This is a genomic window from Klenkia terrae, from assembly GCF_900491935.1.
In the GTDB taxonomy this organism is placed as follows: Bacteria; Actinomycetota; Actinomycetes; order Mycobacteriales; family Geodermatophilaceae; genus Klenkia; species Klenkia terrae.
Window position 1 is genome coordinate 980,483 of the sequence record NZ_UEXK01000004.1, and the last position, 23,718, is coordinate 1,004,200.

General features: G+C 74.8%; 29 protein-coding genes and 1 tRNA gene. 18 read left to right on the plus strand and 12 right to left on the minus strand.

Translation table 11 applies throughout. The annotated features are described in order from the left end of the window. Nucleotides 1-156 precede the first annotated feature (156 nt). Nucleotides 157-297, minus strand: a complete 141-nt coding sequence (locus tag LFA75_RS05050; RefSeq protein WP_225232596.1) for a hypothetical protein — start codon at nucleotides 295-297, stop codon at nucleotides 157-159. Nucleotides 298-412: 115 nt separating this feature from the next. Between LFA75_RS05050 and LFA75_RS05055 the strand changes: the two genes are divergently transcribed. Genes LFA75_RS05055 through LFA75_RS05070 form a run of 4 tightly spaced genes read left to right on the plus strand, consistent with a single transcriptional unit; the run spans nucleotide 413 to nucleotide 3,466 of the window. Next, nucleotides 413-1,066 (plus strand): SIMPL domain-containing protein, encoded by a 654-nt coding sequence (locus LFA75_RS05055; protein WP_225232597.1) that lies wholly within the window; start codon nucleotides 413-415, stop codon nucleotides 1,064-1,066. Then, nucleotides 1,067-2,002 (plus strand): KPN_02809 family neutral zinc metallopeptidase, encoded by a 936-nt coding sequence (gene ypfJ / locus LFA75_RS05060; RefSeq protein WP_225232598.1) that lies wholly within the window; start codon nucleotides 1,067-1,069, stop codon nucleotides 2,000-2,002. Further along, nucleotides 1,999-2,784, plus strand: coding sequence for an enoyl-CoA hydratase/isomerase family protein (locus LFA75_RS05065; protein WP_225232599.1), 786 nt, complete (start codon nucleotides 1,999-2,001; stop codon nucleotides 2,782-2,784). Before ypfJ ends, LFA75_RS05065 begins: the two co-directional genes overlap by 4 nt. A 16-nt stretch (nucleotides 2,785-2,800) precedes the next feature. Beyond that, nucleotides 2,801-3,466: an NADPH-dependent F420 reductase gene (locus LFA75_RS05070; RefSeq protein ID WP_225232600.1), complete on the plus strand. Its 666-nt coding sequence runs from the start codon at nucleotides 2,801-2,803 to the stop codon at nucleotides 3,464-3,466. 26 nt (nucleotides 3,467-3,492) lie between these two features. Here the strand turns inward: LFA75_RS05070 and LFA75_RS05075 are convergent, their stop codons facing one another. Next, nucleotides 3,493-4,320, minus strand: a complete 828-nt coding sequence (locus tag LFA75_RS05075; protein ID WP_225232601.1) for a siderophore-interacting protein — start codon at nucleotides 4,318-4,320, stop codon at nucleotides 3,493-3,495. 62 nt (nucleotides 4,321-4,382) lie between these two features. Next, entirely contained in the window at nucleotides 4,383-5,561 is a 1,179-nt protein-coding gene (locus LFA75_RS05080; RefSeq protein WP_225232602.1) for an acyl-CoA dehydrogenase family protein, read from the minus strand. 151 nt (nucleotides 5,562-5,712) lie between these two features. On the opposite strand from LFA75_RS05080, the gene LFA75_RS05085 reads away from it, so the two are divergent. Genes LFA75_RS05085 through purT form a run of 3 tightly spaced genes read left to right on the plus strand, consistent with a single transcriptional unit; the run spans nucleotide 5,713 to nucleotide 8,233 of the window. After that, entirely contained in the window at nucleotides 5,713-6,387 is a 675-nt protein-coding gene (locus LFA75_RS05085; protein WP_225232603.1) for a hypothetical protein, read from the plus strand. Next, nucleotides 6,384-7,019, plus strand: a complete 636-nt coding sequence (locus LFA75_RS05090) for a hypothetical protein (protein WP_225232604.1) — start codon at nucleotides 6,384-6,386, stop codon at nucleotides 7,017-7,019. Before LFA75_RS05085 ends, LFA75_RS05090 begins: the two co-directional genes overlap by 4 nt. A gap of 23 nt (nucleotides 7,020-7,042) precedes the next feature. Further along, nucleotides 7,043-8,233 carry a formate-dependent phosphoribosylglycinamide formyltransferase gene (purT, locus tag LFA75_RS05095; RefSeq protein ID WP_225232605.1) on the plus strand — a complete coding sequence of 397 codons (1,191 nt, stop codon included), beginning with the start codon at nucleotides 7,043-7,045 and terminating at the stop codon, nucleotides 8,231-8,233. Here purT and LFA75_RS05100 read toward each other — a convergent pair whose 3' ends face one another. Beyond that, nucleotides 8,234-9,304 carry a winged helix DNA-binding domain-containing protein gene (locus LFA75_RS05100; protein WP_225232606.1) on the minus strand — a complete coding sequence of 357 codons (1,071 nt, stop codon included), beginning with the start codon at nucleotides 9,302-9,304 and terminating at the stop codon, nucleotides 8,234-8,236. 128 nt (nucleotides 9,305-9,432) lie between these two features. Here LFA75_RS05100 and LFA75_RS05105 point away from each other — a divergent pair, with 128 nt between their 5' ends. Continuing rightward, the gene (locus LFA75_RS05105; protein WP_225232607.1) at nucleotides 9,433-10,659 is read left to right on the plus strand and encodes a DUF2786 domain-containing protein; all 1,227 of its coding nucleotides are present in this window, start codon (nucleotides 9,433-9,435) and stop codon (nucleotides 10,657-10,659) included. A gap of 2 nt (nucleotides 10,660-10,661) precedes the next feature. Here the strand turns inward: LFA75_RS05105 and LFA75_RS05110 are convergent, their stop codons facing one another. Beyond that, on the minus strand, nucleotides 10,662-11,684 hold the full coding sequence (locus tag LFA75_RS05110; protein WP_225232608.1) for a LacI family DNA-binding transcriptional regulator: 1,023 nt from the start codon (nucleotides 11,682-11,684) through the stop codon (nucleotides 10,662-10,664). Nucleotides 11,685-11,781: 97 nt separating this feature from the next. On the opposite strand from LFA75_RS05110, the gene LFA75_RS05115 reads away from it, so the two are divergent. Both LFA75_RS05115 and LFA75_RS05120 read left to right on the plus strand, forming a co-directional pair. Then, nucleotides 11,782-12,702: an aldose 1-epimerase family protein gene (locus tag LFA75_RS05115; protein ID WP_225232609.1), complete on the plus strand. Its 921-nt coding sequence runs from the start codon at nucleotides 11,782-11,784 to the stop codon at nucleotides 12,700-12,702. A 9-nt stretch (nucleotides 12,703-12,711) separates the two neighbouring features. Continuing rightward, nucleotides 12,712-13,110, plus strand: a complete 399-nt coding sequence (locus tag LFA75_RS05120; RefSeq protein ID WP_225232610.1) for a PPOX class F420-dependent oxidoreductase — start codon at nucleotides 12,712-12,714, stop codon at nucleotides 13,108-13,110. Between the two features lie 54 nt (nucleotides 13,111-13,164). On the opposite strand, the gene LFA75_RS23995 is transcribed toward LFA75_RS05120, so the two are convergent. Continuing rightward, nucleotides 13,165-13,398 carry a GPGG-motif small membrane protein gene (locus tag LFA75_RS23995; protein WP_318249962.1) on the minus strand — a complete coding sequence of 78 codons (234 nt, stop codon included), beginning with the start codon at nucleotides 13,396-13,398 and terminating at the stop codon, nucleotides 13,165-13,167. On the opposite strand from LFA75_RS23995, the gene LFA75_RS05130 reads away from it, so the two are divergent. Both LFA75_RS05130 and LFA75_RS05135 read left to right on the plus strand, forming a co-directional pair. Beyond that, on the plus strand, nucleotides 13,334-14,347 hold the full coding sequence (locus LFA75_RS05130; RefSeq protein ID WP_225232612.1) for an adenosine deaminase: 1,014 nt from the start codon (nucleotides 13,334-13,336) through the stop codon (nucleotides 14,345-14,347). The genes LFA75_RS23995 and LFA75_RS05130 overlap by 65 nt on opposite strands. A 21-nt stretch (nucleotides 14,348-14,368) precedes the next feature. Next, nucleotides 14,369-14,950, plus strand: coding sequence for a DUF1353 domain-containing protein (locus LFA75_RS05135; RefSeq protein ID WP_225232613.1), 582 nt, complete (start codon nucleotides 14,369-14,371; stop codon nucleotides 14,948-14,950). 21 nt (nucleotides 14,951-14,971) lie between these two features. On the opposite strand, the gene LFA75_RS05140 is transcribed toward LFA75_RS05135, so the two are convergent. After that, nucleotides 14,972-16,174, minus strand: coding sequence for an HNH endonuclease (locus LFA75_RS05140; RefSeq protein ID WP_225232614.1), 1,203 nt, complete (start codon nucleotides 16,172-16,174; stop codon nucleotides 14,972-14,974). 94 nt (nucleotides 16,175-16,268) lie between these two features. Next, nucleotides 16,269-17,192 (minus strand): pyridoxal-phosphate dependent enzyme, encoded by a 924-nt coding sequence (locus tag LFA75_RS05145; RefSeq protein WP_225232615.1) that lies wholly within the window; start codon nucleotides 17,190-17,192, stop codon nucleotides 16,269-16,271. Nucleotides 17,193-17,250: 58 nt separating this feature from the next. Between LFA75_RS05145 and LFA75_RS05150 the strand changes: the two genes are divergently transcribed. Further along, nucleotides 17,251-17,646: a hypothetical protein gene (locus LFA75_RS05150; RefSeq protein ID WP_225232616.1), complete on the plus strand. Its 396-nt coding sequence runs from the start codon at nucleotides 17,251-17,253 to the stop codon at nucleotides 17,644-17,646. A 3-nt stretch (nucleotides 17,647-17,649) separates the two neighbouring features. Here the strand turns inward: LFA75_RS05150 and LFA75_RS05155 are convergent, their stop codons facing one another. Further along, nucleotides 17,650-18,582: an alpha/beta hydrolase gene (locus LFA75_RS05155; RefSeq protein ID WP_225232617.1), complete on the minus strand. Its 933-nt coding sequence runs from the start codon at nucleotides 18,580-18,582 to the stop codon at nucleotides 17,650-17,652. Nucleotides 18,583-18,782: 200 nt separating this feature from the next. Between LFA75_RS05155 and LFA75_RS05160 the strand changes: the two genes are divergently transcribed. Both LFA75_RS05160 and LFA75_RS05165 read left to right on the plus strand, forming a co-directional pair. Beyond that, the gene (locus LFA75_RS05160; protein WP_225232618.1) at nucleotides 18,783-19,718 is read left to right on the plus strand and encodes an AraC-like ligand-binding domain-containing protein; all 936 of its coding nucleotides are present in this window, start codon (nucleotides 18,783-18,785) and stop codon (nucleotides 19,716-19,718) included. 19 nt (nucleotides 19,719-19,737) lie between these two features. Beyond that, complete coding sequence (locus LFA75_RS05165) at nucleotides 19,738-20,067, plus strand: EthD family reductase (protein ID WP_225232619.1); 330 nt, start codon at nucleotides 19,738-19,740, stop codon at nucleotides 20,065-20,067. Here the strand turns inward: LFA75_RS05165 and LFA75_RS05170 are convergent. Further along, nucleotides 20,057-21,154, minus strand: coding sequence for an SDR family oxidoreductase (locus tag LFA75_RS05170; protein ID WP_225232620.1), 1,098 nt, complete (start codon nucleotides 21,152-21,154; stop codon nucleotides 20,057-20,059). The genes LFA75_RS05165 and LFA75_RS05170 overlap by 11 nt on opposite strands. Nucleotides 21,155-21,217: 63 nt before the next feature. On the opposite strand from LFA75_RS05170, the gene LFA75_RS05175 reads away from it, so the two are divergent. Then, nucleotides 21,218-21,418 carry a hypothetical protein gene (locus tag LFA75_RS05175; RefSeq protein ID WP_225232621.1) on the plus strand — a complete coding sequence of 67 codons (201 nt, stop codon included), beginning with the start codon at nucleotides 21,218-21,220 and terminating at the stop codon, nucleotides 21,416-21,418. Nucleotides 21,419-21,472: 54 nt separating this feature from the next. On the opposite strand, the gene LFA75_RS05180 is transcribed toward LFA75_RS05175, so the two are convergent. Continuing rightward, nucleotides 21,473-21,545, minus strand: a tRNA-Ala gene (locus tag LFA75_RS05180). A gap of 143 nt (nucleotides 21,546-21,688) precedes the next feature. On the opposite strand from LFA75_RS05180, the gene LFA75_RS05185 reads away from it, so the two are divergent. Together LFA75_RS05185 and LFA75_RS05190 are read left to right on the plus strand one after the other, a co-directional pair. After that, nucleotides 21,689-22,174: a hypothetical protein gene (locus LFA75_RS05185; protein ID WP_225232622.1), complete on the plus strand. Its 486-nt coding sequence runs from the start codon at nucleotides 21,689-21,691 to the stop codon at nucleotides 22,172-22,174. Between the two features lie 48 nt (nucleotides 22,175-22,222). After that, on the plus strand, nucleotides 22,223-22,897 hold the full coding sequence (locus LFA75_RS05190; protein WP_225232623.1) for a response regulator: 675 nt from the start codon (nucleotides 22,223-22,225) through the stop codon (nucleotides 22,895-22,897). A 9-nt stretch (nucleotides 22,898-22,906) separates the two neighbouring features. Here the strand turns inward: LFA75_RS05190 and LFA75_RS05195 are convergent, their stop codons facing one another. Further along, nucleotides 22,907-23,629 carry a M23 family metallopeptidase gene (locus tag LFA75_RS05195; protein WP_225232624.1) on the minus strand — a complete coding sequence of 241 codons (723 nt, stop codon included), beginning with the start codon at nucleotides 23,627-23,629 and terminating at the stop codon, nucleotides 22,907-22,909. Nucleotides 23,630-23,718 lie beyond the last annotated feature (89 nt).

Below are 23,718 nucleotides of genomic sequence, written 5' to 3' on the forward strand. Positions count from 1 at the left end.
CCGCGCCGGGAGCCCGCGCCCGAGCCCGACTCGAGCGTGGTGGCCGACGTCCTGGGGTCCTCGGCGTTCAAGGCGTTCGCCCGGTCGGCCGCGTCGGCCCTGGGCCGGGAGATCACCCGCGGCATCTTCGGCACCCGCCGCCGACGGTGAGCGCGGTCAGCCGTTGGGCGGGCGGATCAGGCTGACCACGACCAGCCCGGCGAACACCACCGCGAACACCCAGGCCGGGACGCCGAGCATCCACGAGGTCAGCAGCGCCGACAGCAGGCAGACGCCACCGACCACGCCGATGGTCATGAACCTGCTCTCGGCTCCTCGGTGACCGGCCACGGGGCCACCCTCACAGCGCCGGGTCACAGGAGCGTCACGGGTCGAGAAGCGTTCCCCACCTGTGATCTGCCAGGGTGACCCGGTGACCGAGCAGATCCCGCGGGTGGTGGTGCGCGGCGAGACCACCCTCCGGGTGCGCCCGAGCCACGCCACGCTGAGCATCACCGTGACCGCCCGGGACAAGCGGCGGGACCGTGCGCTGTCCCTCCTCGGCGACCTGCAGCGCGGGGTCACCGACCTCCTCGCCCAGCACGCCGACCTGGTCACCCGGCACTCCACCGCCTCGGTCGGCGTGCACCCCGAGCAGGCCGAGCGGAACCGGATCACCGGCTACCGGGCCTCGGTCACCACCCAGCTGCGGCTCGACGACGTCGACCGGGTCGGCGAGGTCGCGGTCGCCGCGGCCGCGCTCGAGGGCAGCTCGCTGTGGGGCCCGAACTGGCGGCTGGACCGCGACGACCCGGCGCACGACCAGGCCAGGACCGAGGCCATCGCCGAGGCGGTGGCCCGGGCCCGCGGCTACGCGGCCGCGGTCGGCAGCACCGTCACCGGGCTGGTCGAGCTGCGCGACGTCGGCACGGGCGCCCCGGCGCCGGTGATGATGGCCAGCGCGGCCCGGGGACGGGCCGGCGCGGCCGCGGCACCCGAGCTGGAGCTCGAGCCCACCCTGCAGGAGGTGCACGGCGCGGTCGAGGCCGTGTTCCTGATCTCTCCCCCCAACCTCGAGGAGCTCTAGATGGTGCGGTTCCGCGAAGGCGCGAAGCTCGACACGTCCGGCGTGCAGGACCGCCGCGGCGGAGGCGGTGGCCGCGGGCTCGCCGTCGGCGGCGGGGGCATCGGGATCGTCGGCATCATCGCCTTCGTCCTCGTCCAGGTGCTCGGCGGCGGGGGCTCGGGCGGCGGAGGCGGCGACGTGGCCAGCATCCTGTCCCAGCTGCAGGGCGGCGGGGGCGGCACGGCCGACAACACCGAGCTCGAGCAGCAGTGCCGGACGGGGGCCGACGCCAACGACAGCGCCGACTGCGCGGCGGTGGCGATCATCGACTCCATCCAGGACTACTGGACGACGGCGCTCCCCGACACCCTCGGCACGCAGTACGCCGACACCCCGACGGTCTTCTTCTCCGGCTCGGTGCAGACCGCGTGCGGCGGGGCGACCAGCGGGTCCGGGCCGTTCTACTGCCCCGGCGACCAGCTGGTCTACGTCGACCTGACCTTCTTCGACCAGCTGGAGACCCAGTTCGGCGCCCGCGGCGGCACGTTCGTCGACGCCTACGTGCTGGCCCACGAGTACGGCCACCACGTGCAGAACCTGCTGGGCACCAACCAGCAGGTCACCCCGGGCGAGACCGGTCCGACGTCGGGCACGGTCCGGCTCGAGCTGCAGGCCGACTGCTACGCCGGGGTCTGGGCCAACCACGCGACGACGACGTCCGACGACGGCCAGGAGCCGTTGATCACCGAGATCACCGACGACGACGTGGCCCGGGCGCTGGACGCCGCCAGCCGGATCGGCGACGACTTCATCCAGACCAACCTGGGCAACGGCACCGTCGACCAGGACGCCTTCACCCACGGGTCCAGCGAGCAGCGCGAGCGCTGGTTCTCCACCGGCTACAGCTCCGGCGACCCGGGCGCCTGCGACACGTTCGGCACCGACGACCTGGGATGAGCGACCTGCACATCGCGGTCGAGGGCCCGGTCGCCACCCTGACGGTGGACCGGCCGGCCAAGCGCAACGCGATGACCCGGGCGATGTGGGCGGCCGTCCCCGGCCTGCTCGCGCAGGTCGTGGACGACGTCCGCGTGCTGCTGGTGACCGGGGCCGGTCCCTCGTTCTGCGCCGGGGCCGACATCGGCGAGCTGCTCGGCGGGGAGGACCCGACCGACCCGATGGCCGGCCTGCGCGCGGACAACCTGGCCGCCCAGGCGGCGATCCGGGCGTTCCCGCACCCGACGCTGGCCGTCGTCCGCGGGCACTGCATCGGCGGCGGGGTGGAGCTGGCCGCCAGCTGCGACCTGCGGTTCGCCGACGACACCGCGGTCTTCGGGGTCACCCCGGCCCGGATCGGGGTGGTCTACCCGCCGGCCCCCACCAAGGCGCTGGTCGACCTGGTCGGACCGGCGACGACGAAGTACCTGCTGTTCTCCGGGGAGCTGCTCGACGCCGTCGCCGCGCTGCGGGTCGGGCTGGTCGACGAGGTGCTCCCCGTCGACGGGCTGGCCGACCGGGTGGCCGCGTTCGCCGCCGTCCTGGCCGGGCGGTCGGCGCTGACCCAGCGGGCCACCAAGGAGGTGGTCGCCGAGCTGACCACCGGCGGGGACGCCGAGCAGGTGGCCGACCGCTGGTTCGGCGAGACCATCGCCTCCGGCGAGCTGGCCGAGGGCGTGGCCGCGTTCGCCGAGCGCCGGGCCCCCGCCTTCCCGTGGGACGGCGGAATCAGCGCCGGCTGACGCTGTTGGAGCCGGTATGACCACCATCGGCATCATCGGGGCCGGCCTGATCGGCTCCCAGCTCGCCCGCATCTCCACCGACGCCGGCTACGACGTCGTGATCTCCAACTCCCGCGGCCCGGAGACCCTGGCCGACCTCGTCGCCGAGATCGAGGCCCGGGACACCCGGCAGGGTGCGATCTCCGCGGCCACCGCCGCCGAGGCCGGCGCGGCCGGCGAGGTCGTCGTCGTCACGGTGCCGCTGAAGAACCTGGCCGACGTCCCGGTCGAGCCGCTGGCCGGCAAGACCGTGATCGACACGAACAACTACTACCCCGAGCGGGACGGCCACATCGCCGAGCTCGACGAGGAGTCGACGACCACCGCGGAGATGGCCCAGCGCCACCTGCCGACGTCGAAGGTCGTCAAGGCCTTCAACCACATCTACTCCGAGCACCTGACCAGCAAGCGCAGCGAGAGCGGCACCCCGCACCGCCGGGCCCTGGTCATCGCCGGGGACGACGCCGACGCCAAGGCCTGGGTCGCCGACTACATCGACCGGATCGGCTTCGACACCTACGACGTCGGCCCGCTCGCCGAGGGCTGGCGCATCCAGCGGGACACCCCCGGCTACGGCCCGGAGTACGACGTCGAGCAGCTCCGCCAGGCCACCTCGGAGGCCGAGCGCTACCGCGACATGTGAGCGACGCAGGCCGCGCCGCCGCCGCCTCAGACGGTGAGCGCGGCCTCGTCGGCCGCGACCGCCGCGTTCCACTCCGGCTTCTCGGCCTGCCAGCGGTCCTCGGTGCGCCCGACCCGCCAGTAGCCCGACACGCTGAGCAGCTCGCGCGGCACCTCCCACCGGGACCGGACGACGCGGCGCAGCTCCCGCACGAAGCCGGCCTCGCCGTGCACGAAGACGTGCGGCACACCGCCGGGCAGCTCGGTGGCCAGCACCGCGGCCGTCAGCGCCGCGCCCACGGGCTGCTCGCCGCGGTGCACCCAAGTGACCCCGGGCAGGTCCTGCTCGTCGGCGGGACCCTCCACCTCGACGAACACGTGGGCGACCGCGCCGGCCGGCAGCCGGGGCAGGGCCGCGGCGATCGCCGGCAGCGCGGAGTCGTCGCCGACCAGCAGGTGCCAGTCCGCCTCGGCGGCCGGGGCGTAGGCCCCGCCGGGCCCGGCGAACTGCAGCAGGTCACCGGGGCGGGCAGCGGCGGCCCAGGGCCCGGCCACGCCCTCGTCCCCGTGGGTGACGAAGTCCAGGGTCAGCTCCTGCGCAGCGGCGTCCCAGGCGCGGACGGTGTAGGTCCGGCTGACCGGCCACAGCTCACGCGGGTGCTCGGCCTGCACCACCTCGGCGTCGAACGGCGCGGCGTAGGGCGCCCCGGCCGGGGGCAGCTGCAGCTTCACGTAGTGGTCGGTGAAGTCCCCCGCGCCGAAGCCGGCCAGGGCCTCGCCGCCCAGCACGACCCGGACCAGATGCGGGGTCACCCGCTCGGTGCGCACGACGGTGCCCACCCGGGTCACCCGTCGCTTCTTCGGTGCCTGCGTCACGTACGTCCTCCTGGTTAGGCTGCCCTAACCGTACGCCACGCAGGCACCGCGCAGCTCCGGCCTCAGACGAAGGCGCTGAGCCCGGTGACCGACCGGCCCACGATGAGGGTGTTCATCTCGCGGGTGCCCTCGTAGGAGTACAGCGCCTCGGCGTCGTTGAAGTACCGGATCACGTTGTTCTCCAGCACGATGCCGTTGCCCCCGAACAGCTCGCGGGCCATGGCCACGGTCTCGCGCCCGCGGGCGGTGACGTAGGCCTTGGCCAGCGCCGCCTGGTCGTCGCGCAGGTCGTCGGTCTCCTGCAGCTGGGCGATCCGCACGACCATGCCCAGGCTCGCGGTGACGTTGCCGAGCATCTTGGCCAGCAGGTCCTGGATCAGCTGGAAGCTGCCGATCGGCTTGCCGAACTGGACCCGCTCCTTGGCGTAGGCCAGCGCGTACTCGTAGGCACCCATCTGGCAGCCGACGCCGGACCAGGCCACGCCGCCGCGGGTGACCTTGAGGACCTTGTTGACGTCCTTGAAGGTGTTGCCGCCCTCGAGCTTGTGGTCGGCCGGGATGCGGCAGTCGACGAAGGTGATGTCGGCGTTCTGCACCGTGCGCAGCGCGAACTTGTCCTCGATCTTGGTGGCGGTGAAGCCCGGGGTGCCCTTGTCGACCACGAAGGTCTTCACCGCGTCGTCGGCCTCGTCGCGGGCGAACACCACGACGTGGTCGGCGAAGGTCCCGTTGCCGATCCAGCGCTTGGCCCCGTTGAGCACCCACGAGTCGCCGTCCCGGCGGGCGGTGGTGCGCAGGCCGCGGGCGACGTCCGAGCCGCCCTCGGGCTCGGTGAGGGCGAAGGCGCCGATCTTGTCCATCGACATCATCTCGGGGATCCAGCGCTGCCGCTGCTCCTCCGAGCCCAGGATCATGATCGAGCCCATCGCCAGGCCGTTGTGCACGCCCAGGAACGTGGCGATCGAGGGGTCCACCCGGGACAGCTCCAGGGCCTGGAACCCGCCGTACAGCTTGGACGCCGGCAGCCGGCCGTCCCACTCGTAGGCGCGGCCCACCACGTCGATGGAGGCGAACTCCGGGATGAGGTCCATCGGGAACTCGGCGGCGGCCCAGGCGTCGTTCACCCGCGGCCGGACCTTCTCGTCGAGGAAGTCCCGGAGCGTCTGCAGCTCCTTGCGCTCCTCGTCGGACAGCAGGGTCTCGTACCCGAAGAAGTCCCCGGTGAGCAGGTCGGCGGTCATGTGGTGGATCTCCCTCGTCGACGACGGCGTCTCCCCACCGATGGTCCGCCGGTTACCCGCCGGTAGCCACTCCAGGCGTGCCCGGTCCGGGTGACCTTGCCCCCAGGCCCCCTAGGCTCGCCGCGACCACCCACCGAGCACGGGAGACCACGTGCGGTTCCTGCAGGGCACGGCGCTGGGCGTCGCGATCGGCTCCGTCTTCGCGGCGACGGCCGACGTCTACCGGCCCTACGCCGTCGTCCTCGGCGTCGTGGCCGTCGTGCTGGTCGTCGTCCTCGCCTCCCGGGACGTGGCCCGGCCGGCCCGGCGCGCCCGACCCCGGCCCGCCACCCCGGCTGCCTCGGGACCGCGGGCACCGACCGGGTTCTTCGTCGGCCGCCGGCTGGGTGACGCCCTGCTGTGGCTGGCCCAGGAGCACGGGGTGTCCGTGCTCGAGCAGGTCGAGGTCACCGAGGACTCCGTCCTGGTCACCGACCTGGGTCCCCGCGGCCGCCGGACCAGCGCGGTGGAGTTCGTCGACGGTGCGCTCACCGTCGACCAGGACGACCTGCCGGTGGAGCCCGGGGCCGGCCTGGACACCTCGGGCCGGTTCCAGGCCCGCGACCTGGCCCCCGACGTGCTGGCCCGCGCCCTCGAGCGGGCCGCGCGGCAGCACGCCGCGTCGTGGACCGACGTCGCCGACCTCAGCGCCCGCATCGAGCAGCCCGACCGGTTGCGCGCCGAGGTGACCGTGCAGCTGGTCAACGGCGCCGACGGGTTCGAGGACGAGACGCTCTGGACGTCGGCAGCCGGCGACCTGCTCTACCTGCAGCGGTCCCCCGCGTGAGCGCGCCCGCCAGCACCGTCGTCGTCCCGGGCGAGCCCGCGCCGCGCCGACCCGGCGGCTTCGTCCTCGGGCTCGTGCTCGGCCTCGCCGTCACCCTCGGCGTGGTGGGGGCCGAGAAGGCCGGCGTCCTGCCGCACCTGTACAGCAGCTCGTCCACGGAGTCCGACGGCGACGACGACGTGCCGTTCACCGACCCGGATCGGCTGCAGGCCGCGCTGGACGCCGCCGTCGACGACGCCGGCACCACCCGGGTCACCCAGCTGGTCGTGGAGGACAGCACGTTCTCTGCCGTGCTCCTGGACGCCGACACCGGCCTGTGGACCCGCTACCAGGAGTACGACTTCGACGCCCCGGGCGAGGGACGCGCCGAGCCGCTGCCCGCGCAGCCGCCGGCCGAGGCGGAGTTCGCGCTGTCCGACGTCTCCGCCCCCGCGCTGGTGGAGGCACTGAGCACCGGCAACCGCGCGCTGGGCGGCGAGGACGACGACGTGGACCTCCTCGAGCTGGTGGTCGAGCGGCCCTTCCCCACCTACGGCGACCTGCTGCTCACCGTCTCCCAGCCCTACTCCGGGGCCGGCGACCGGGTGTGGCTGTCCGCCGACGGCACCGTGCTCCGGGCCGAGATCGGCTGACCGGGCGCCGCTAACCTGCCCGCATGGTCTCCCTGGGCACGCCCCTGTCCCCCTCGGCCACCCGCGTGATGCTGCTGGGCAGCGGCGAGCTGGCCAAGGAGGTGCTCATCGCGCTGCAGCGCCTGGGCGTGGAGACCATCGCGGTCGACCGGTACGACGATGCCCCCGGGCACCAGGTGGCCCACCACGCGCGCACGATCACCATGAGCGACCCCGAGCAGCTGCGGGCGCTCGTCGAGGCCGAGCGGCCCGACGTCGTCGTCCCCGAGATCGAGGCCATCGCCACCCCGACGCTGGTGGAGCTGGAGGCCGAGGGCGTGCGCGTGGTGCCGACCGCGCGGGCCGCCCGGCTGACCATGGACCGGGAGGGCATCCGCCGGCTGGCCGCCGAGACCCTCGGTCTGCCCACCAGCCCCTACCGGTTCTGCGACTCGCTGGCGGAGCTGCAGGACGGCGCCGCCGCGGTCGGGTTCCCGTGCGTGGTCAAGCCGGTGATGTCGTCGTCGGGCAAGGGCCAGAGCACGGTGCGCACGGCGGACGACGTCGAGGCGGCCTGGACCTACGCGATGGCCGGCAGCCGGGTCGCCGGCACCCGGGTCATCGTCGAGGGCTTCGTCGACTTCGACTACGAGATCACCCTGCTCACCGTGCGCTCACAGCGCGAGGGGCAGACCGTCACCGACTTCTGCGCACCGATCGGGCACCGGCAGGAGTCCGGCGACTACGTGGAGAGCTGGCAGCCCCAGCCGATGAGCGAGGTCGCGCTCGAGCGCGCCCGGGCGATCGCCGCCGCGGTGACCGGCGACCTCGGCGGGCTGGGCCTGTTCGGCGTCGAGCTGTTCGTCCGCGGCGACGACGTCTGGTTCTCCGAGGTCAGCCCGCGCCCGCACGACACCGGCATGGTCACCATGACGACGCAGTGGCAGGACGAGTTCGAGCTGCACGCCCGGGCGCTGCTGGGCCTGCCGGTGGACACCTCGCTGCGCAACCCCGGCGCGTCCGCGGTCGTCTACGGCGGGGTCGAGGCGGTGGGCATCGTGTTCGACGGGGTGGACGAGGCGCTGGCCCTCCCCGGCGTCCAGCTGCGGTTGTTCGGCAAGCCCGAGAGCTTCACCCGCCGCCGCATGGGCGTGGCCCTGGCCCGCGCCGAGGACGTCGACGCTGCGCGCGCCACCGCCCGGGAGGCCGCCGGCCGGGTGCGCCCGCGCGCCTGATCAGGCCTCGCCCCGGAACGCCAGCGCCGCGCCGGCGGCGTCGGCGAACCGGCGCGGGTCGGCGGTCGCGTCGAACGGGCTGACCGCCACGGACGCCCGGCCACGCGTCACCACCCGGCGCCAGGTGCCGACCACCTCGCCGTCCTCGACGAGCATCGGGGCGAAGACCCCGTTCCCGCCGGGGACCACCGTCTGCCAGTGCTCGGCGGCCAGCACGTGCGAGCGGTCGGTGACGCCGAGCAGCAGCTCGTCGAAACCGGCCAGCGCACGGACCCCGTCGGGCCCGGCCGCCGGCGGCTCGCCCAGGGTCCAGAGCACGGCCCCCTCGCACCGCACCTCGGTCAGCTCGTCGCGCACCGCGGCGAAGCCCGCCCGCACCTCGGTCAGCGTCAGACCGGTCCACCAGGCCAGGTCGCGCTCGGTGGCCGGACCGTGCCCGGCCAGGTACCGCCGGACCACCTCGGCGACGGCCGCCGCCCGGTCACCGACGGCCTCGCCGGGCGCCCACTCGTCCAGCAGCACGAAGGCCTGCAGCGCCCCGCCCGCGGTCTCCCCGCGCGGCGGGCCCAGGCACAGCAGGCCCTGGTGGGCCAACCGGCCGTAGAGGTGCGGCCCGCGCTGCCCGGTGACGTCGAGGCCGGCCGCGGTCCACGCGGCCAGCAGCTCGGGCCGGGTCAGCGCACCGCCCCCGGCCAGCTCGGCGCGGGCCACGTCGCCGGCCCGGTCGACGTCGTCGTCGGTCAGCCCGAGCTGGCGGTGCCGCGGCTGAGCGGTGCGCACCTGGCGCCCCGCGGTCAGCCCGAGCAGCAGCCGCAGGTCGGCGGGGGTGGTGGCGAACAGGGTGCCGCGCATCGGCCACGCGCGGACCACCTCGCCGGCGGCGAAGGACGCCCAGACGTCGGCGACGGTGCTCCCGGGCACCCGGGAGCCGATCGCCCACTCGGCCTGCCGCAGGTCCTGCGCCTGCATCGCCAGCAGGCCGGCCACCGCGGCGACCACTCCGCCCCGTGGACGGGTCAGGCCCAGCGCGGCCAGCCGCATCCGGCGCAGGGCGGTGACGTCGACGTCCATGGGGCCTCCGGGGGTCGGACGGCGACGGTAGCGGTGCGCACCGACATCCACCCCGGCTCCGTCCACGGGACCGGCCGCCGTCCACAGGTCGACCGCGGACGTCGGGGTCCTGCGGCACGCTGCTGGTCATGCGCACCCCGTGGCGGAGCACCGGCCGCCCACCCGTCGACCCCGACCCGCTGGAGCTGCTCCGCGCGGCGGGCCGGCTGGCCCGCGACCCCGACGCCGGCGACCTGCTGGACCCGCTGGTGAGCGCGCTCGCCAGCGCCCACCCCGCCCTCGACCTGCCCGGCGCGGAGACCACGCTGGCCGACGGGGTGGCCGCCGCCTACGACCGCGGCTGGCAGCCCACCGACGTGGTGCACGTGGTCCGCCGGCGGGTCAGCCAGCGGGCCGGCCGGCTCGCCGCCGCCGTCGTGGTGGCCCAGGCGCGCACCACCCGGGCCGCCGACCGGGCCCCGCGGGCGTGGGCCGACCAGCTCGACGCCCTGGGTCCCGCGGCCGGGCTGGCCGGCTGGTGGGCGGGCACCGGGGTGGACCCGGCCACCGGGTGGCGCGACGTCGTCCGGGTGCTGGGCCTGCTGCCGGACCTGCCGCGGCTGGAGCACCTGCTGCCCGGCCCGGCCGGCTGGCCGCAGCACCGCCGTGCCGACACCCCGGTGCCGACCGGCCCGGTCGACGAGAAGGCGCTGGGCCGGGTGCGGGCCCTGCTGGCCAAGGCCGAGCGCACCGAGTTCCCCGAGGAGGCCGATGCCCTGACCGGCAAGGCCCAGGAGCTGATGAGCCGGTACGCCATCGACAGCGCGGTGCTGGCCGACCAGCGGGGGCCCGACCTCGGGGCCGACGTGGTGGCCCGGCGGCTGCACCTCACCGACCCGTTCACCGGCGCGAAGGCCCAGCTGCTGCACGCGGTCGCCGTGGCGAACGGCTGCCGGGTCGTGCTGCTGCGCGAGCTCGGCATCGCCACCGTGGTCGGCCTCCCGGTGGACCTGGAGCTGGTCGACCTGCTGTTCACCTCGCTGCTGCTGCAGGCCACCCGCGCCCTGGCCGACGCCGACGGCCCCCGCACGGCGGTGTTCCGGCGCGGCTTCCTGGTCGCCTACGCCGCCCGCATCGGGGAGCGGCTGGCCGTGGCCGGCGAGCGCGCCGCGGCCGGCGCCGCGCAGCAGCACGGCGGGTCCCTGGTGCCGGTGCTCGTCCGACGCGAGGCCGCCGTGCAGGGCCGGGTCACGGAGCTGTTCCCGCACCTGCGGCGCACCCGCAGCCGTCCGGTGGACGCGGCCGGCTGGTGGGCCGGCCGGCGGGCGGCCGACGGCGCCGACCTGGGGACCGGCCGCACCCCGCTGCCGGGGTGAGGTCAGCGCGGGACGGGACCGGTGGAGGCCCGCACCACGAGGCGACCGGGCACGACCACCGGCCGGCCCTGGAACCACCGGTCGGCGGCCCCCATCCGCTCGACCAGCACGTCGACGCAGCGGGCGCCGACCTCGGCGAAGTCCTGGTGCACGGTGGTGAGCGGGGGCCGCAGGAACTCGGCCTCGGCGATGTCGTCGAAGCCGACCACGCTCACCTGCCCGGGCACGTCGACCCCGGCCTCGGCCAGCGCGCGGACCAGGCCGAGCGCCATGTGGTCGTTGGCCACGAACACCCCGGTGACCTCGGGCCACCGCCGCTGCAGCTCCAGGCCGGCCGCGTACCCGGACCGCGCGCTCCAGTCACCGACCAGCGGCTCGCGCAGCCGGAGCCCGGCGGCGGTCATGGCCTGCTGCCAGCCGTCCAGCCGGGCCTCGGCCTCCAGCCAGTCCAGGCGGCCCCGGACGTGGGCGATCTCGGTGTGCCCCAGGTCGAGCAGGTGCCGGGTGGCCTGCTGCGCGCCGTCGAACTGGTCCACCACGACCGACGGCACACCGGGCGCCGTCCCGCCCTCGACGGCGACCGCGGGCAGGTCGGCCGGCAACCCGGCCATCACCTGCACCGCGGCGCGCTGCGGGGCGAGCACGACGACCCCGCACACCGACTGGGCGACCAGCCGGTCGACCGCGTCGGCGAAGGCCTGCGGGTGCGGGTCGGGCACGGTGACCACCTGGGTCTGGTAACCCGCGGCCCGGGCGGCCTGCTCCAGGCTGAACAGGGTGCTCGCCGGGCCGTGCAGCGTGGTGTCGAACGCGATCACGCCGATGGTGTCGGACTGCCGGCGGGCCAGCGCCCGGGCGGTGAGGTTGCGCCGGTAACCCAACTCGGCCATCGCCGCCAGCACCTTGGCCCGGGTCTCCTCCTTGACGTAGGGGTGGTCGTTGAGCACCCGGGAGACCGTCTGGTGGGAGACACCGGCGAGCTCGGCGACGTCGGCCATGACCGGTCGTCCGGGTCTGTCCTCCACCGCAGCCTCCTGCTCCGCACACGTCGCGCGCATCGTGGCACGGGAGAGCGCCGCTGTTAGCGTTCACAGACCCGCTGCCGTCCGCCAGGAGCCACGCATGCCTTCCCCGCACCCCAGCGGCACCCAGCACGAACTCGTCCTGGACGACGTCCGCGCGGTGGTCACCGAGGTCGGCGGCGGGCTGCGCAGCCTCGCCGTGGCCGGCCGCGACCTGGTCGTCGGCTTCCCCGTCGAGGTCCCGCGCCCGCTCTACCGCGGCTCGGTGCTGGCGCCGTGGCCCAACCGGGTGGCCGACGGCCGCTGGACCTCGGGCGACCAGGTGCAGCAGCTGGCCCTCACCGAGCCCGACCGCGGCAACGCGCTGCACGGCCTCACCTGCTGGAGCGCCTGGGAGCTGCTGGACCGCACCGCCTCGACGCTGCGGCTGGGCGTGCGGGTCTGGCCGCAGCAGGGCTGGCCGCACCTGCTGGACGTCGTCGTGGGCTACGAGCTGACGCCGGCCGGTCTCCGCTGGACCGTGGAGGGGCGCAACACCGGGGAGTCCGCGGCGCCGTGGGGCAGCTCGGTGCACCCCTACCTCGTGGCCGGTCCCGGCCGGGTCGACGACTGGGAGCTGCAGCTCGACGCCGCGCGGGTGCTCACCGTGGACGACGAGCGGCTGCTGCCGACCGGCCTGGCCGACGTCGAGGGCACCGACCTGGACTTCCGGACCAGCCGCTCGCTGCGCGGGCTGGCCGTCGACCACGCCTACACCGGGCTGGGCGCCGCCGAGCGTGCGACGGCGACCGTGCGGGCCGCCGACGGCGGCGGGGTGGCGATGCACTGGTCGACCGCCGAGCTGCCCTGGGTGCAAGTGCACACCGCCGACCGTCCCGACCCGGCCGACGACCGGGTGGGGCTCGCGGTCGAGCCCATGACCTGCCCGCCGGACGCGCTGAACTCCGGCACGGACCTGGTGGTGCTGCAGCCCGGGGACACGCACTCCGCGAGCTGGGAGATCGAGGCGCTGCGGTCGTAGCGTCGGGGCATGGATCTGCCCCCGGCACTGCTCGAGCTGCTCCGCTCCCCCGCGCCCTGCTTCATCGCCACGCTGATGCCCGACGGCGGGCCGCAGATGACCCAGACCTGGGTGGACGTCGACGACGCCGGCCGGGTCGTGGTCAACACCGTCGCCGGCTTCCAGAAGGTGCGCAACGTCGAGCGGGACCCGCGGGTGGCGCTGAACATCGCCGACCCGGCGAACCCCTCGCGGTACTTCGGGGTGCGAGGCCGGGTGGTGGCGATGACCACCGACGGCGCCGCGGAGCACATCGAGGCGCTGGCGCAGAAGTACCTGGGCGGCCCCTACCCGTGGTTCGGCGGCCGGGACCAGCAGCGGGTGGTGCTCACCGTCGAGGCCGACACGGTGCACTCACCGCAGGGCTGACCAGCTGATCGCCCGGTGGGACGGCGCCCTCGTCCGCCGTCCCGCCGAGCCCGGTCAGCTCGTGAAGATGCTGACACCACCCGGACCGACCAGCAGCCCGACGACGATGAGCACGATCCCCCAGAGCAGATGCTTGCGGAAGGTGCTGGAACTGTCGACGAACCGGATCCACCGTGCGGACCGGCCGGTCGGCACCCGCCCCGCCCGAGGATCATGGCCCGGCGTGAGCCTGCCCGACGCCCTGTCCCGTCTGCCCAAGGCCGAGCTGCACCTGCACGTGGAGGGCACCCTCGAACCGGAGCTGGCCTTCGCCCTGGCGCAGCGCAACGGCGTCCGACTGCCCTACGGCGATGTCGAGGAGCTGCGCCGGGCCTACGACTTCGCCGACCTGCAGTCGTTCCTGGACCTGTACTACGCCTGCATGCCGGTGCTGGTGACCGCCGCGGACTTCCACGACCTGACCGCCGCCTACCTGGCGCGGGCGCACGCCGACGGGGTGGCACACGCGGAGCTGTTCGTCGACCTGCAGGTGCACCTGGGCAACGGGGTGTCCGCCGACGACGTGCTGGACGGGATGACCTCGGCGCTGGCCGCGGCGGGCGAGCGCTGGGGCATGACCGGGGGCGTCATCCTGTGCGTGGTCCGCGACCGACCGGTCGAGACCGCGCACGCCGCGCTGGACGCGGTCGCGCACCGGGTGCACGACCTGGTCGGCATCGGGCTGGACTCGGCCGAGGTGGGCTACCCGCCCTCGCTGTTCGTGTCGGTGTTCGACCGGGCCGCCGCGATGGGCCTGCACCGGGTGGCGCACGCCGGCGAGGAGGGTCCCCCGGCCTACGTGCGGGAGGCGGTCGAGCTGCTCGGCGTGGAGCGGGTCGACCACGGCATCCGCGCCGTCGAGGACCCGGACGTGCTGGCCCTGCTGGTGGGGCGGGGCATCGCGCTGACGGTGTGCCCGCTGTCCAACGTGCGGCTGCGGGCGGTGCCCGACCTGGCGGCGCACCCGATCCGGGCACTGCTGGACGCCGGTGTCCAGGTGACGGTCAACTCCGACGACCCGGCCTACTTCGGCGGCTACGCGGCCGACAACTACGCCGCGCTGCTCGCGCTGGGATTCACCGCCGAGGAGTTCGCCGGTCTGGCGCGCACGTCGGTGCGGGCCTCGTTCGCCGCCGACGACCGCAAGGCCGAGCTGCTCGCCGGCATCGACGCCTGGGAGGCCGCCGGACCTGTCTGACCCGCGGGCCACACTGGCCCGGTGCCCTTCGTCACCCGACCGCACGTCGAGCAGCTGGCCGACCGCCGGTGGCGACTGACGGAGCCGTTGGTCTACCGCGGACGCCGCGAGGACTGGGTGGTGCCGGTAGGGTTCGTCACCGACTTCGCATCGGTGCCGGTGCCGGTGCGCTGGCTGATCCCGGCCGACGGCCCGTGGACGGCGGCCGCGATCGTGCACGACTGGTTCTGCTCGGTCGGCATCGAGGCCGGGGCGATCAGCAGCGGGGACGCCGACGCGGTGTTCCGGCGCATGTGCCGGGAGCTGGGCACCCCGATCCCGCGGCGGTGGCTCATGTGGGCCGGGGTCCGCTGGGGTGCACTGGCCTCGGCGGTCCGCCGGCCGGGCATCGCGCGGGACCTGCCCGGCGTCGTTGCCATCTCCCTGGTGGCGGCCCCGCTGGTGCTGCCGGTCTCGCTGGTGGTCGCGGTGGGGCTGCTGGTGGACCTGGCCGCCGACGTCGTCCTCCGGTTCGTCGGCGGCCTGCTGGGGCGCCGCCCCGACCCGCCCGGGCCGTGGCTGGAGGAGGGCAGCGCTGTAGCCCCGCCCATGGGCAGTAGCTAGCGCACGACGGCCGGCCTTGGTTCAGACGAGGCGGGGTTCGAGGAGGATCTCGGTGCCGTCGGGGCGGTGGGTGCGCCATCGGCCACCAGGATCTCGCTGCACCCGGAAGCCGTGGTGGACCTTGGTGTGGTGCCGTTCGCACAGCAGCGCCGAGTTCTCCAACGAGGTCTCCCCGCCGTGCGCCCAGTGCACGAGATGGTGCACATCGGCCCAGTGGTGGGGTGCGCCGCAGCCGGCGAACACGCAAGTCTCGTCCCTCGCCACGACTGCTCGCCGCAGTGCCGGGGTGACCACCCGGTGGGCGCGGCCCAGGTCCAGCGGGACGCCGTCGGGGCCCATGACGATCCTCGACACCACCGCGTCGCAGGCCAGCCAGCGGGCCCGGGCGGCGGAGATGACCGCACCGAAGCCGGTGCTCGCCGTCCCGGGCCCGGTGCCCTCGCCGACCAGGTCCTCGACACCGACCGTGATCACGACGTGCGGCTTCTGGGTCCGCAACGTGGGCAGGTCGCCGGCGGCGAGCTGGTTGTCCGCGAGCTGCACCAGCGCGTCGGCGTTCTGCTGCCACCGCGTGCGCAGGTCACCCTGCGGCCGGTCGGCCTGCACGATCGACTCCAGCGCCGCCTTGACCTTCTCCCCGCCCACCGCATCCAGGTCGAACCGGCCGGTCACGCTGCCGTCGGCGTGCGTGGCCACGCTGAGCCGCCGATCCTCGGTCGGGTCGGGCTCAGCACCGTCGGGGTCCAGGGCGGCCTCGAACGCCTTGACCGCCACCGCCAGGGTCTGGTGCGACGAGGAGACCGCCAGCGCTGCCCACGTGCGGTCGAACGCGGCCAGGTCGACGTCCTGCTCCGCCGCCCGGGCCCGTTCCTGCTCCCCCACCGTCGAGGCCACCACGTCGACCTGCGCGGCGGTCACCGCACCCTCGGCGAACCCTGCGGCCAGCGCCGGGAAGTGCTCCAGCGCGCGACCGGTCCGCACGATCCGGCTCGCCTCGGCGGCCGAGAGCCGCAGGTGACCGATCAACCAGGACCGCATCGACACCAGCCCGTCGTGCTCAGGGGCCTGGGTCAGCTCGGCGTGCCGGGCGGTGCGGGCGATCTCGGCATCCAGCCGGTTGCGAGCTGCCACGAGCACCGCCGTCCGCTCCAGGGTCTGACCACCGGTGAGCCCGTGCAGGTCCTCTGCGCCGAAGCTGTCCAGGGCCGACCCGAGCTCGCTCACGACACCTCCCCGGCATTCGAATGTGTGTTCGAAGTCTACCGCGAGGGGGTGTCAGCGACAACACGAAAGACCAGTTCAGAGCCGGGATCGGGCCTCATCCGCGGTGCGTCAGGGCCCCCCGGGCGGCCTGCTCGGCGAACGGGTGGCCGAAGAACCCGGGCAGGCCCCCGGTGTGCAGCCAGACGGTCCGCTCCCCCGGCCGGACGTCGCCGTCGGCCACCGCGGCGACCAGCCCGGCCATCGCCTTGGCCGTGTAGGTCGGCTCCAGCACCAAGCCCTCCGTGCTGGCCGCCGTCCGGATGGCGTGCTCCCCGGCCGCGGTGAGCGCCCCGTAGCCGGCGCCGACCTGGTCGGACCGCAGCCGCAGGGCGCCGACCGAGCCGCCGAGCGCCTCGACCAGGGCGGTCACCCGCTCGACCGGGTCGTCGACGGCCCCGGTGTCCACCCCGAGGACCCGCTCGGCGCCGAGCCCGGCGACCAGCCCGGCCATCGTGCCGCCGGACCCGACGGCGGTGACCACGTGGGCCAGGTCCGGCGCCTGCTCCTCCAGCTCGGCGGCGCAGGCCAGGTACCCCCGGGCACCGGTCGGCGAGGACCCGCCGAGCGGGATGAGGAACGGCCGCTCCCCCGCGCCGCGCAGCTCATCGGCCACCGCGACCGGATCCCCGCCGAGGACGACCCGGGCACCGAACAGCCCCTCCAGGGCCAGGTTGCCGGGGCGCTGCGGGTCGGCGTCGCCGGCGAGCACGAGCACGCACCCCAGCCCGCGCCGGGCGGCTGCCGCGGCGGTCATCCGGGCGTGGTTGCTCTGCACCCCGCCGCTGGTGACCAGCACGGACGCGCCCGCGCCCTCGGCCTCGGCCACCAGGTGCTCGAGCTTGCGGATCTTGTTGCCGCCGCCGAGGTCGGTGAGGTCGTCGCGCTTGACCCACAGGTCGCCCGGTCGGAGCCCGACCGCGACGGCGAGACGAGGTGCGGCGTCCAGCGGGGTGGGCCAGTGCGAGAGGGCGACGGTCACCCCGGGATGGTCGCCCCGGGCGGTAGCCTGCGCGCGCCGACGTCGTCCAGGAGGTCCCGTGCTGGGTCGCAGTTCGTTCACCGCCGACGAGGTCGCTGCCGCCCGCGCCGACGTCGCCGGCCAGCTCGCCGCGTTCCGTGCCGTGCCGGCGGGGCCCGAGCGGGATGCGCTCGAGCCCCGCTTCGCCTCGGCGGTGCTGCTGGCCCTGGACCGCCGCTTCGTGCACCGGACCCGGGGCCTGTCGGGGAAGAAGGGCACCCCGTTGAACGAGCTGGAGCTGGTCGCCGACGGGCTGATGGGCGACGGACAGCTGCCGGCCAGCACGGTGATCAGGTACGACGCGGCCGCTGCGGTCCTCGGCCTGGCGGTCGGTGCGGAGATCGCCCCGTCGGCCGACGACGTCGAAGCGCTGGCGGCCGCCGTCCTCACCGAGCTGGACGCGACCGCCGGCTGACCCTCAGGCCGGGGCGCGGCCGGGCTGCAGGTGCTGGGTGAACCAGTCCACCTGGACCGCCGAGGAGATCGCGAACCCCTCGACGTAGGCGTCGAAGTGCCCGCCGGGCAGGACGACCAGCTTCTTCGGCTCCCGCGCGTCGTGGAACCCGTCGATGGCGATCTTGGTGGGGGTGAGGACGTCGTCCTCGGCGACGCACATGAGCAACGGGGTCGGCGCGATCAACCGGATGTAGGCACCCGGCTGGTACTCGGAGAACCGCTCGACGCTGCGCAGCGTGCAGGAGTTGACGTAGCTGGGCGCGCGCAGCTCGTGGGTGCCCATGAACCAGAAGTAGGAGTCCGGGGTCGGCAGCGCGCTGGGCGCCATCGGGTCGGCGTTGACCACGTCGATCATGGCCGGCGCCTCGCCGCGGGCCCGGGCGCGCCGGTCCTCGTCGAAGCCGGCCCGGGCACCGCGCACGAAGTCCGCCCGCACGAGCTGCCGGAAGTTGGCGTCGCCGTCCACGACCGGGACCTGGGCGCTGACGCACCGCACCCGGCGGTCGGTCGCGGCCACGACGAGCACGTGGCCGCCCGAGTAGCTCGAGCCCCAGATGCCGATCCGCTCGGCGTCCACGCCCGGCAGCGTCTCGGCGAAGGTGATCGCGGTGCGGAAGTCGTCGATCTGGTCGTGCGGGGTGATCTCGCCACGGGGTTCCCCGCCCGAGGCGCCGAGGTTGCGGTTGTCGTAGACCAGCACGTGGAACCCGGCGGCGGCGAAGACCTCGGCGTAGACGTCCAGGTACATCTCCTTCACCGCGGCGAAGCCGTGGCACATCACGATCACCGGGGCGGGGTCGGTGGTGCCCGGCCGGTAGTGCCACCCGCGCAGGGTGACGCCGTCGGCGTCGAACTCCACGTCGGTGCGCTCGGGTGCGGGCTGGGTGCTGGTCACGGGTGGTCCTCCACGGCGTCGTGGGCAGGTCCGGGTGGACCGGCGGTGGCCGAAACCTAGGGACGCCGACGGCCCAGGGCCATGGACGGGGACGCCGTCCACCCGACTCTGCGCGCCAACCCCCCGCGCAGCCCTCGCCAGCGCGGTGCCAACCTCCCTAGGGTTCGGGCACTCCGTCGACGAGGACCGAGGTGGTGGCCGTGACCGACGAGGTCCGGACCGTGCAGGGGGTGGGCCGCGCCCAGGCGCAGGACGCGTGGGGCCGACTGCTGTCGTCCACGCACCTGCCGTGGAGCATCGCCGAGCTGGACGCCGACGCCCCCGGGTTCCGGGCCACCGTCCGGCGGCGCCACCTCGCCGACCTGGTGCTGGTCGACTGCACCTGCGACCCCTGCTCGGGCACCCGGCGCGCGCACGACATCGCGGCCACCGACGGCGAGTACCTGGTCATGCTCATGACGCTGTCGGGACGGGAGGTCGTCGGCCAGGGCGGGCGCCAGGCACAGCTGCGCCCGGGCAGCGTCGTGGTCTGGGACTCCACGACCCCGGCCGAGTTCGTCGTGCAGGAGCGGTTGGTCAAGCGCAGCCTCGTCGTCCCGAAGGCGGCGCTGGCCGAGGTCGGGTCACGCGGGCTGCTGCTCACCGGCACGGTCCTGGACAGCAGCGCCCCCGCCGTCACCCTCCTCGGCGCCTACCTGGACGGGCTGTCCAGCACGCTGGACGACCTGCCGCTGGCCGCCCTGCCGGCGGCCCGGAACGCCACGATCGAGCTGCTCGCCGCCGCCCTGCAGGACGCACCGGCCGGACCGCCCGGGCACCCCGCGGTCGTCCGGGCGGCCGCCGAGGCCCACGTCGACCGGCACCTGGGCGACCCGGCGCTGGTACCGGCCTCGGTGGCGGCCGCGCTGGGGGTGTCGCTGCGCACCCTGCAGCGCGCCTTCGCCCCCACCGGCGAGGGCGTCGCCGGGCACATCCGGACCCGACGGCTGGCCCGGGCGAGGGACGAGCTGCTCGCCGGCCGCACCGTCGCCCAGCGCTGGCACTACGCCGACGCCAGCCACTTCTCCCGCACGTTCAAGCAGCAGTTCGGCCACAACCCCAGCGAGCTGCCGGGGCCGGCCGCCCGTGCACGGTGATCTCGAGGAGCCCAGCACCATGACCCACACGCTCATCGCCCTCTACGCCCAGCCCGAGGACCCGGCCGCGTTCGACCGGCACTACGCAGAGACCCACAGCCGGCTCGGCCTGGCGTTCCCCGGGCTCCGCTCGTTCACCGGGACCCACCCGGCCCCGGGTCCGGACGGCGCACCGGCCCCGTTCCACTTCGTCGCCGTCCTGGAGTTCGACGACCAGGCCGCCCTGGACGCCGCCATGGCGGGGCCGGAGGGGCAGGCCGCGGTCGCGGACCTGGCGAACTTCGCGGGGGCCGGGGTCACCCTGGTCAGCGGGGAGACCACCGTCTACCGCGAGCCGGTCAGGGGATGAGTCCCTCGGCCCGGTAGCGGTCGAACAGGCGCAGGAACGAGTCCTCGGTGCGCACGTAGCCGGTGAAGCCGAGCAGCCGGGAGCGGCTCATGTCGGCGAGCACCTCGATGTCGCGACCGAGGTCGGAGTCGGTGTGCCACCACGACGCGACCCGGGCGAGGTCGGGCTCGACCAGCCCGTGCTCGGCGACGACCCGGGCCCAGACCGGCTCGGCGTCGGCCATCTGCTCCTCCAGCGGCCGCGGGGCGTCGGAGTAGCCGATCGGCTCGACGTCGAGCGCGGCGGCGAGCCGGGGCCACATCCACCGCCAGCGGAAGACGTCCCCGTTGACCACGTTGAACGCCAGGTCCGCGGCGGCCTCGGTGGTCGAGGCCCAGATCATGTGATCGGCGAGCTGGCCGGCGTCGGTCATGTCGACCAGGGAGTTCCACTGGGTCTCGGACCCCGGAAACACGAACGGTCGGCCGTCGGCGCGGCAGATCGCGGCGTAGGCGGCCAGCGTCGAGCCCATGTTCATGGCGTTGCCGACGGCGTGGCCGATGACGGTGTGCGAGCGGTGCACGCTCCAGGTGAAGCCCTGCTCGGCCGCCGCCTCGAAGAGGGCGTCCTCCTGGGCGTAGTAGAAGTTCTCGACCGGCAGCCGGTCGGCGTCCTCGTGGAACGGGGTGTCGGGCATCTCGCCCTGGGCGTAGGCCTCGAATGGGCCGAGGTAGTGCTTCAGCCCGGTGACCAGCGCGACGTGCCGCACGCTGCGGCCCGGCGCCAGCGCGGCCAGCAGGTCGGCGACCATCGCCCGGTTGACGACGATGTTCTCGGCCTCGGTGTCCTGCTTGGACCAGGCGCAGAAGAACACGTGGGTCGGCCGCAGCTCGCCCAGCGCCTCCGCCAGGGAGTCCGCGGAGCGCAGGTCGGCGCGGACGTGCCGGGCACTGGAGCCCTCGACCGGGTTGCGGGAGAGGCCGGAGACCTCCCAGCCGCCGGCGGTCAGCTTCTCCACCAGCGCGCTGCCGGTGATGCCGCTGGCGCCGACCACGAGGGCGTGGGCGCCGAGGAAGGGTGGGGTGGGGGTGGTCTGCAGGGTGCTCATCCTTCAGGGCAGCACCGCGGGCCGTCGCCGTGTTCCGTGGCGCGCACGGGGGATGATGGGGCGATGGAGATGCTGCGCCGCCTGCAGGCCGAACGACCCGTCGTGTTCTGGCTCGTCCTGCTGGTCGGCTTCTGGGTCGCGTTCCGACTGCTGATCTTCGTCGCGGAGCTGATCCTCGGCCCGTTCGGCCTGCCGGGCTGGGCTCCACTGGCGCTGGTGCTCGTCGGGCTCGTCGTCGTCGCCCGTAGGCAGAACTCCCGCTAGCCCGGAGACGAGTCAGGCCGTCCACCCAGCGGGTGGACGGCCTGTTCACGTGGGTGGAGCTGAGGGGACTCGAACCCCTGACCCCCACACTGCCAGTGTGGTGCGCTACCAGCTGCGCCACAGCCCCTTGCGACCCGGTCTGGTGTGTCCGAGCCGTTGACAACCATACAGTCCCCGGACGGCCACCCCCGAGGAGGGTCCCGGTCATCGGCGTGGCGTCCCGCTCCCCACGGCGGGAACCCGGTTGACCTGCCGTCGGACCATGGATGCGTGCGCGTGGTCTTCACCCGGATGGCCGACCGGCGCCCGGTGGTCACCCCGCTGACCCGGGACGACGGCGTCGCCTTCACCCTGCGCGGCGCCGGCGGCGGTGACGACCTGCCGCACGACCTGGTGCACCTGCTGGTCGAGACCGAGCTCCGGGTCCGCGACGGCATCTGGGGCGCCATCGCCGACGGCGTCGTGTGGGGCTCGATGACCCACGTCTCCGGCCGTCAGCGCCCGCACGCGCGGGAGCGCTCCGACCAGCTGAAGAAGGACCGGCACGGCGCGGTCGGCCGGGCCGAGGCGCTCGCCGACGTGGTGGCCCGGCTGTCCCGGTCCGAGCCGGTGCAGCGCGGCGAGGCCTCGTGGGTGCCCGCGGCCGAGCTGCGCCGGGCCGCCGACGCGCTGGCCGCCGCCCGGCAGCGGTGGCGGGCCCTGGCGCCCGGGCAGACGTGGGAGCTGCACTGGACCACCCCCACCGGGCGACCCTGAGCTGCCCCGCGGGGCCCGGCGCACGCCTCGGGGGCGATCATGGACGACGTGAGCCGGGTGCTGGTCGTCGACGACGACCCTCAGCTGCTGCGCGCGCTGCGGATCACCCTGCGGGCCGCCGGCCACGAGGTGGTCACCGCCCCCGACGGGACGACGGCGCTGCGCGAGGCCGCCGCCAGCCACCCCGACGTCGTCGTCCTGGACCTGGGCCTGCCCGACCTCGACGGCACCGAGGTGCTGGCCGGGCTGCGGCCGTGGTTCACCGGCCCGGTGCTGGTGCTCTCGGCCCGCTCGGACAGCCGGGACAAGGTCGACGCACTCGACGCCGGCGCCGACGACTTCGTGACCAAGCCCTTCGACATGGACGAGCTGCTGGCCCGGCTCCGCGCGGTGGTGCGCCGCCGACCCGCCGAGGGCGGCGAGGCGGTCGTCGCGACCGAGCACTTCACCGTCGACCTCGCGGCCCGGCAGGTGACCGCGGACGGCGTCCCGGTGCGGCTGACCCCCACCGAGTGGGCGCTGCTGTCGGAGCTGGTGCGCGCCCGCGGCCGGCTGGTCGGCCAGCGCCAGCTGCTGCAGTCGGTGTGGGGGCCGGCCTACGAGACCGAGACGAACTACCTGCGGGTCTACCTGGCCCAGCTGCGCCGCAAGCTCGAGCCCGACCCGGCCCACCCCCGCTACCTGCACACCGAACCGGGGATGGGCTACCGCTTCACGCCCTGAGGCGATCGATCAGATGTCGACGCCGCGGTCGCGGAGCCACTCCTCCGGGTCGACGGGCTCGCCGTTGATGCCCCCGGAGTGCACCTCGAAGTGCAGGTGCGGCCCGGTCGACTGCCCGCGGCTGCCCACCAGGGCGATGGTCTGGCCCATCTCGACCGCGTCGCCGGCGGAGACCGTGATCTCCTCCATGTGCCCGTAGATCATCACGTCGCCGCTGACGCCCAGGATGTAGACGGCCAGTCCATAGCCGCTGGCCGCTCCGGCCTTGATCACGACGCCGTCCTCGGCTGCGTACTCCGGGGTGAGCATCGGGGCGGCCAGGTCGATGCCCCTGTGCATGGTCCCCCAGCGCTGGCAGAAGCAGGTCGTCATCCGGGCCCCGTCGACGGGCATGACCGCGTCGGGCCGGGCGGCCTCGGCGGCCGCCGCGGCCTCGGCGTCCCGCTGGGCACGGGAGGCGGCCACCTCGGCCAGCCGTTGCTGCGCCTGCGCCTCGGTGATCGCCATCTGCGGCATCACCTCGGCCTGCTCGTCGAACAGCGAGGTCTCCGAGGCCTCCAGCGCCTGGACGACGTCGGCGTCCACCGACGAGGCACCGGCCTCCGGTGCGACGGGGACACCGAGGACACCGGCCAGGGCGCCGCCCAGCGCGAGGGCGACCAGCAGGGCGGCCGGACGACGCCGCAGGTGTGTGCCCGGACCATGCCCGACCCCGTTGCCCCGAACGGCCACGCTTGCTCCCCCTGTGCGTCCCGACCACCCCGCGCGGTCGACAGCGCACAACGTAACGAGCCGTGATGCCTCTGTGACCCCCTGGTCGG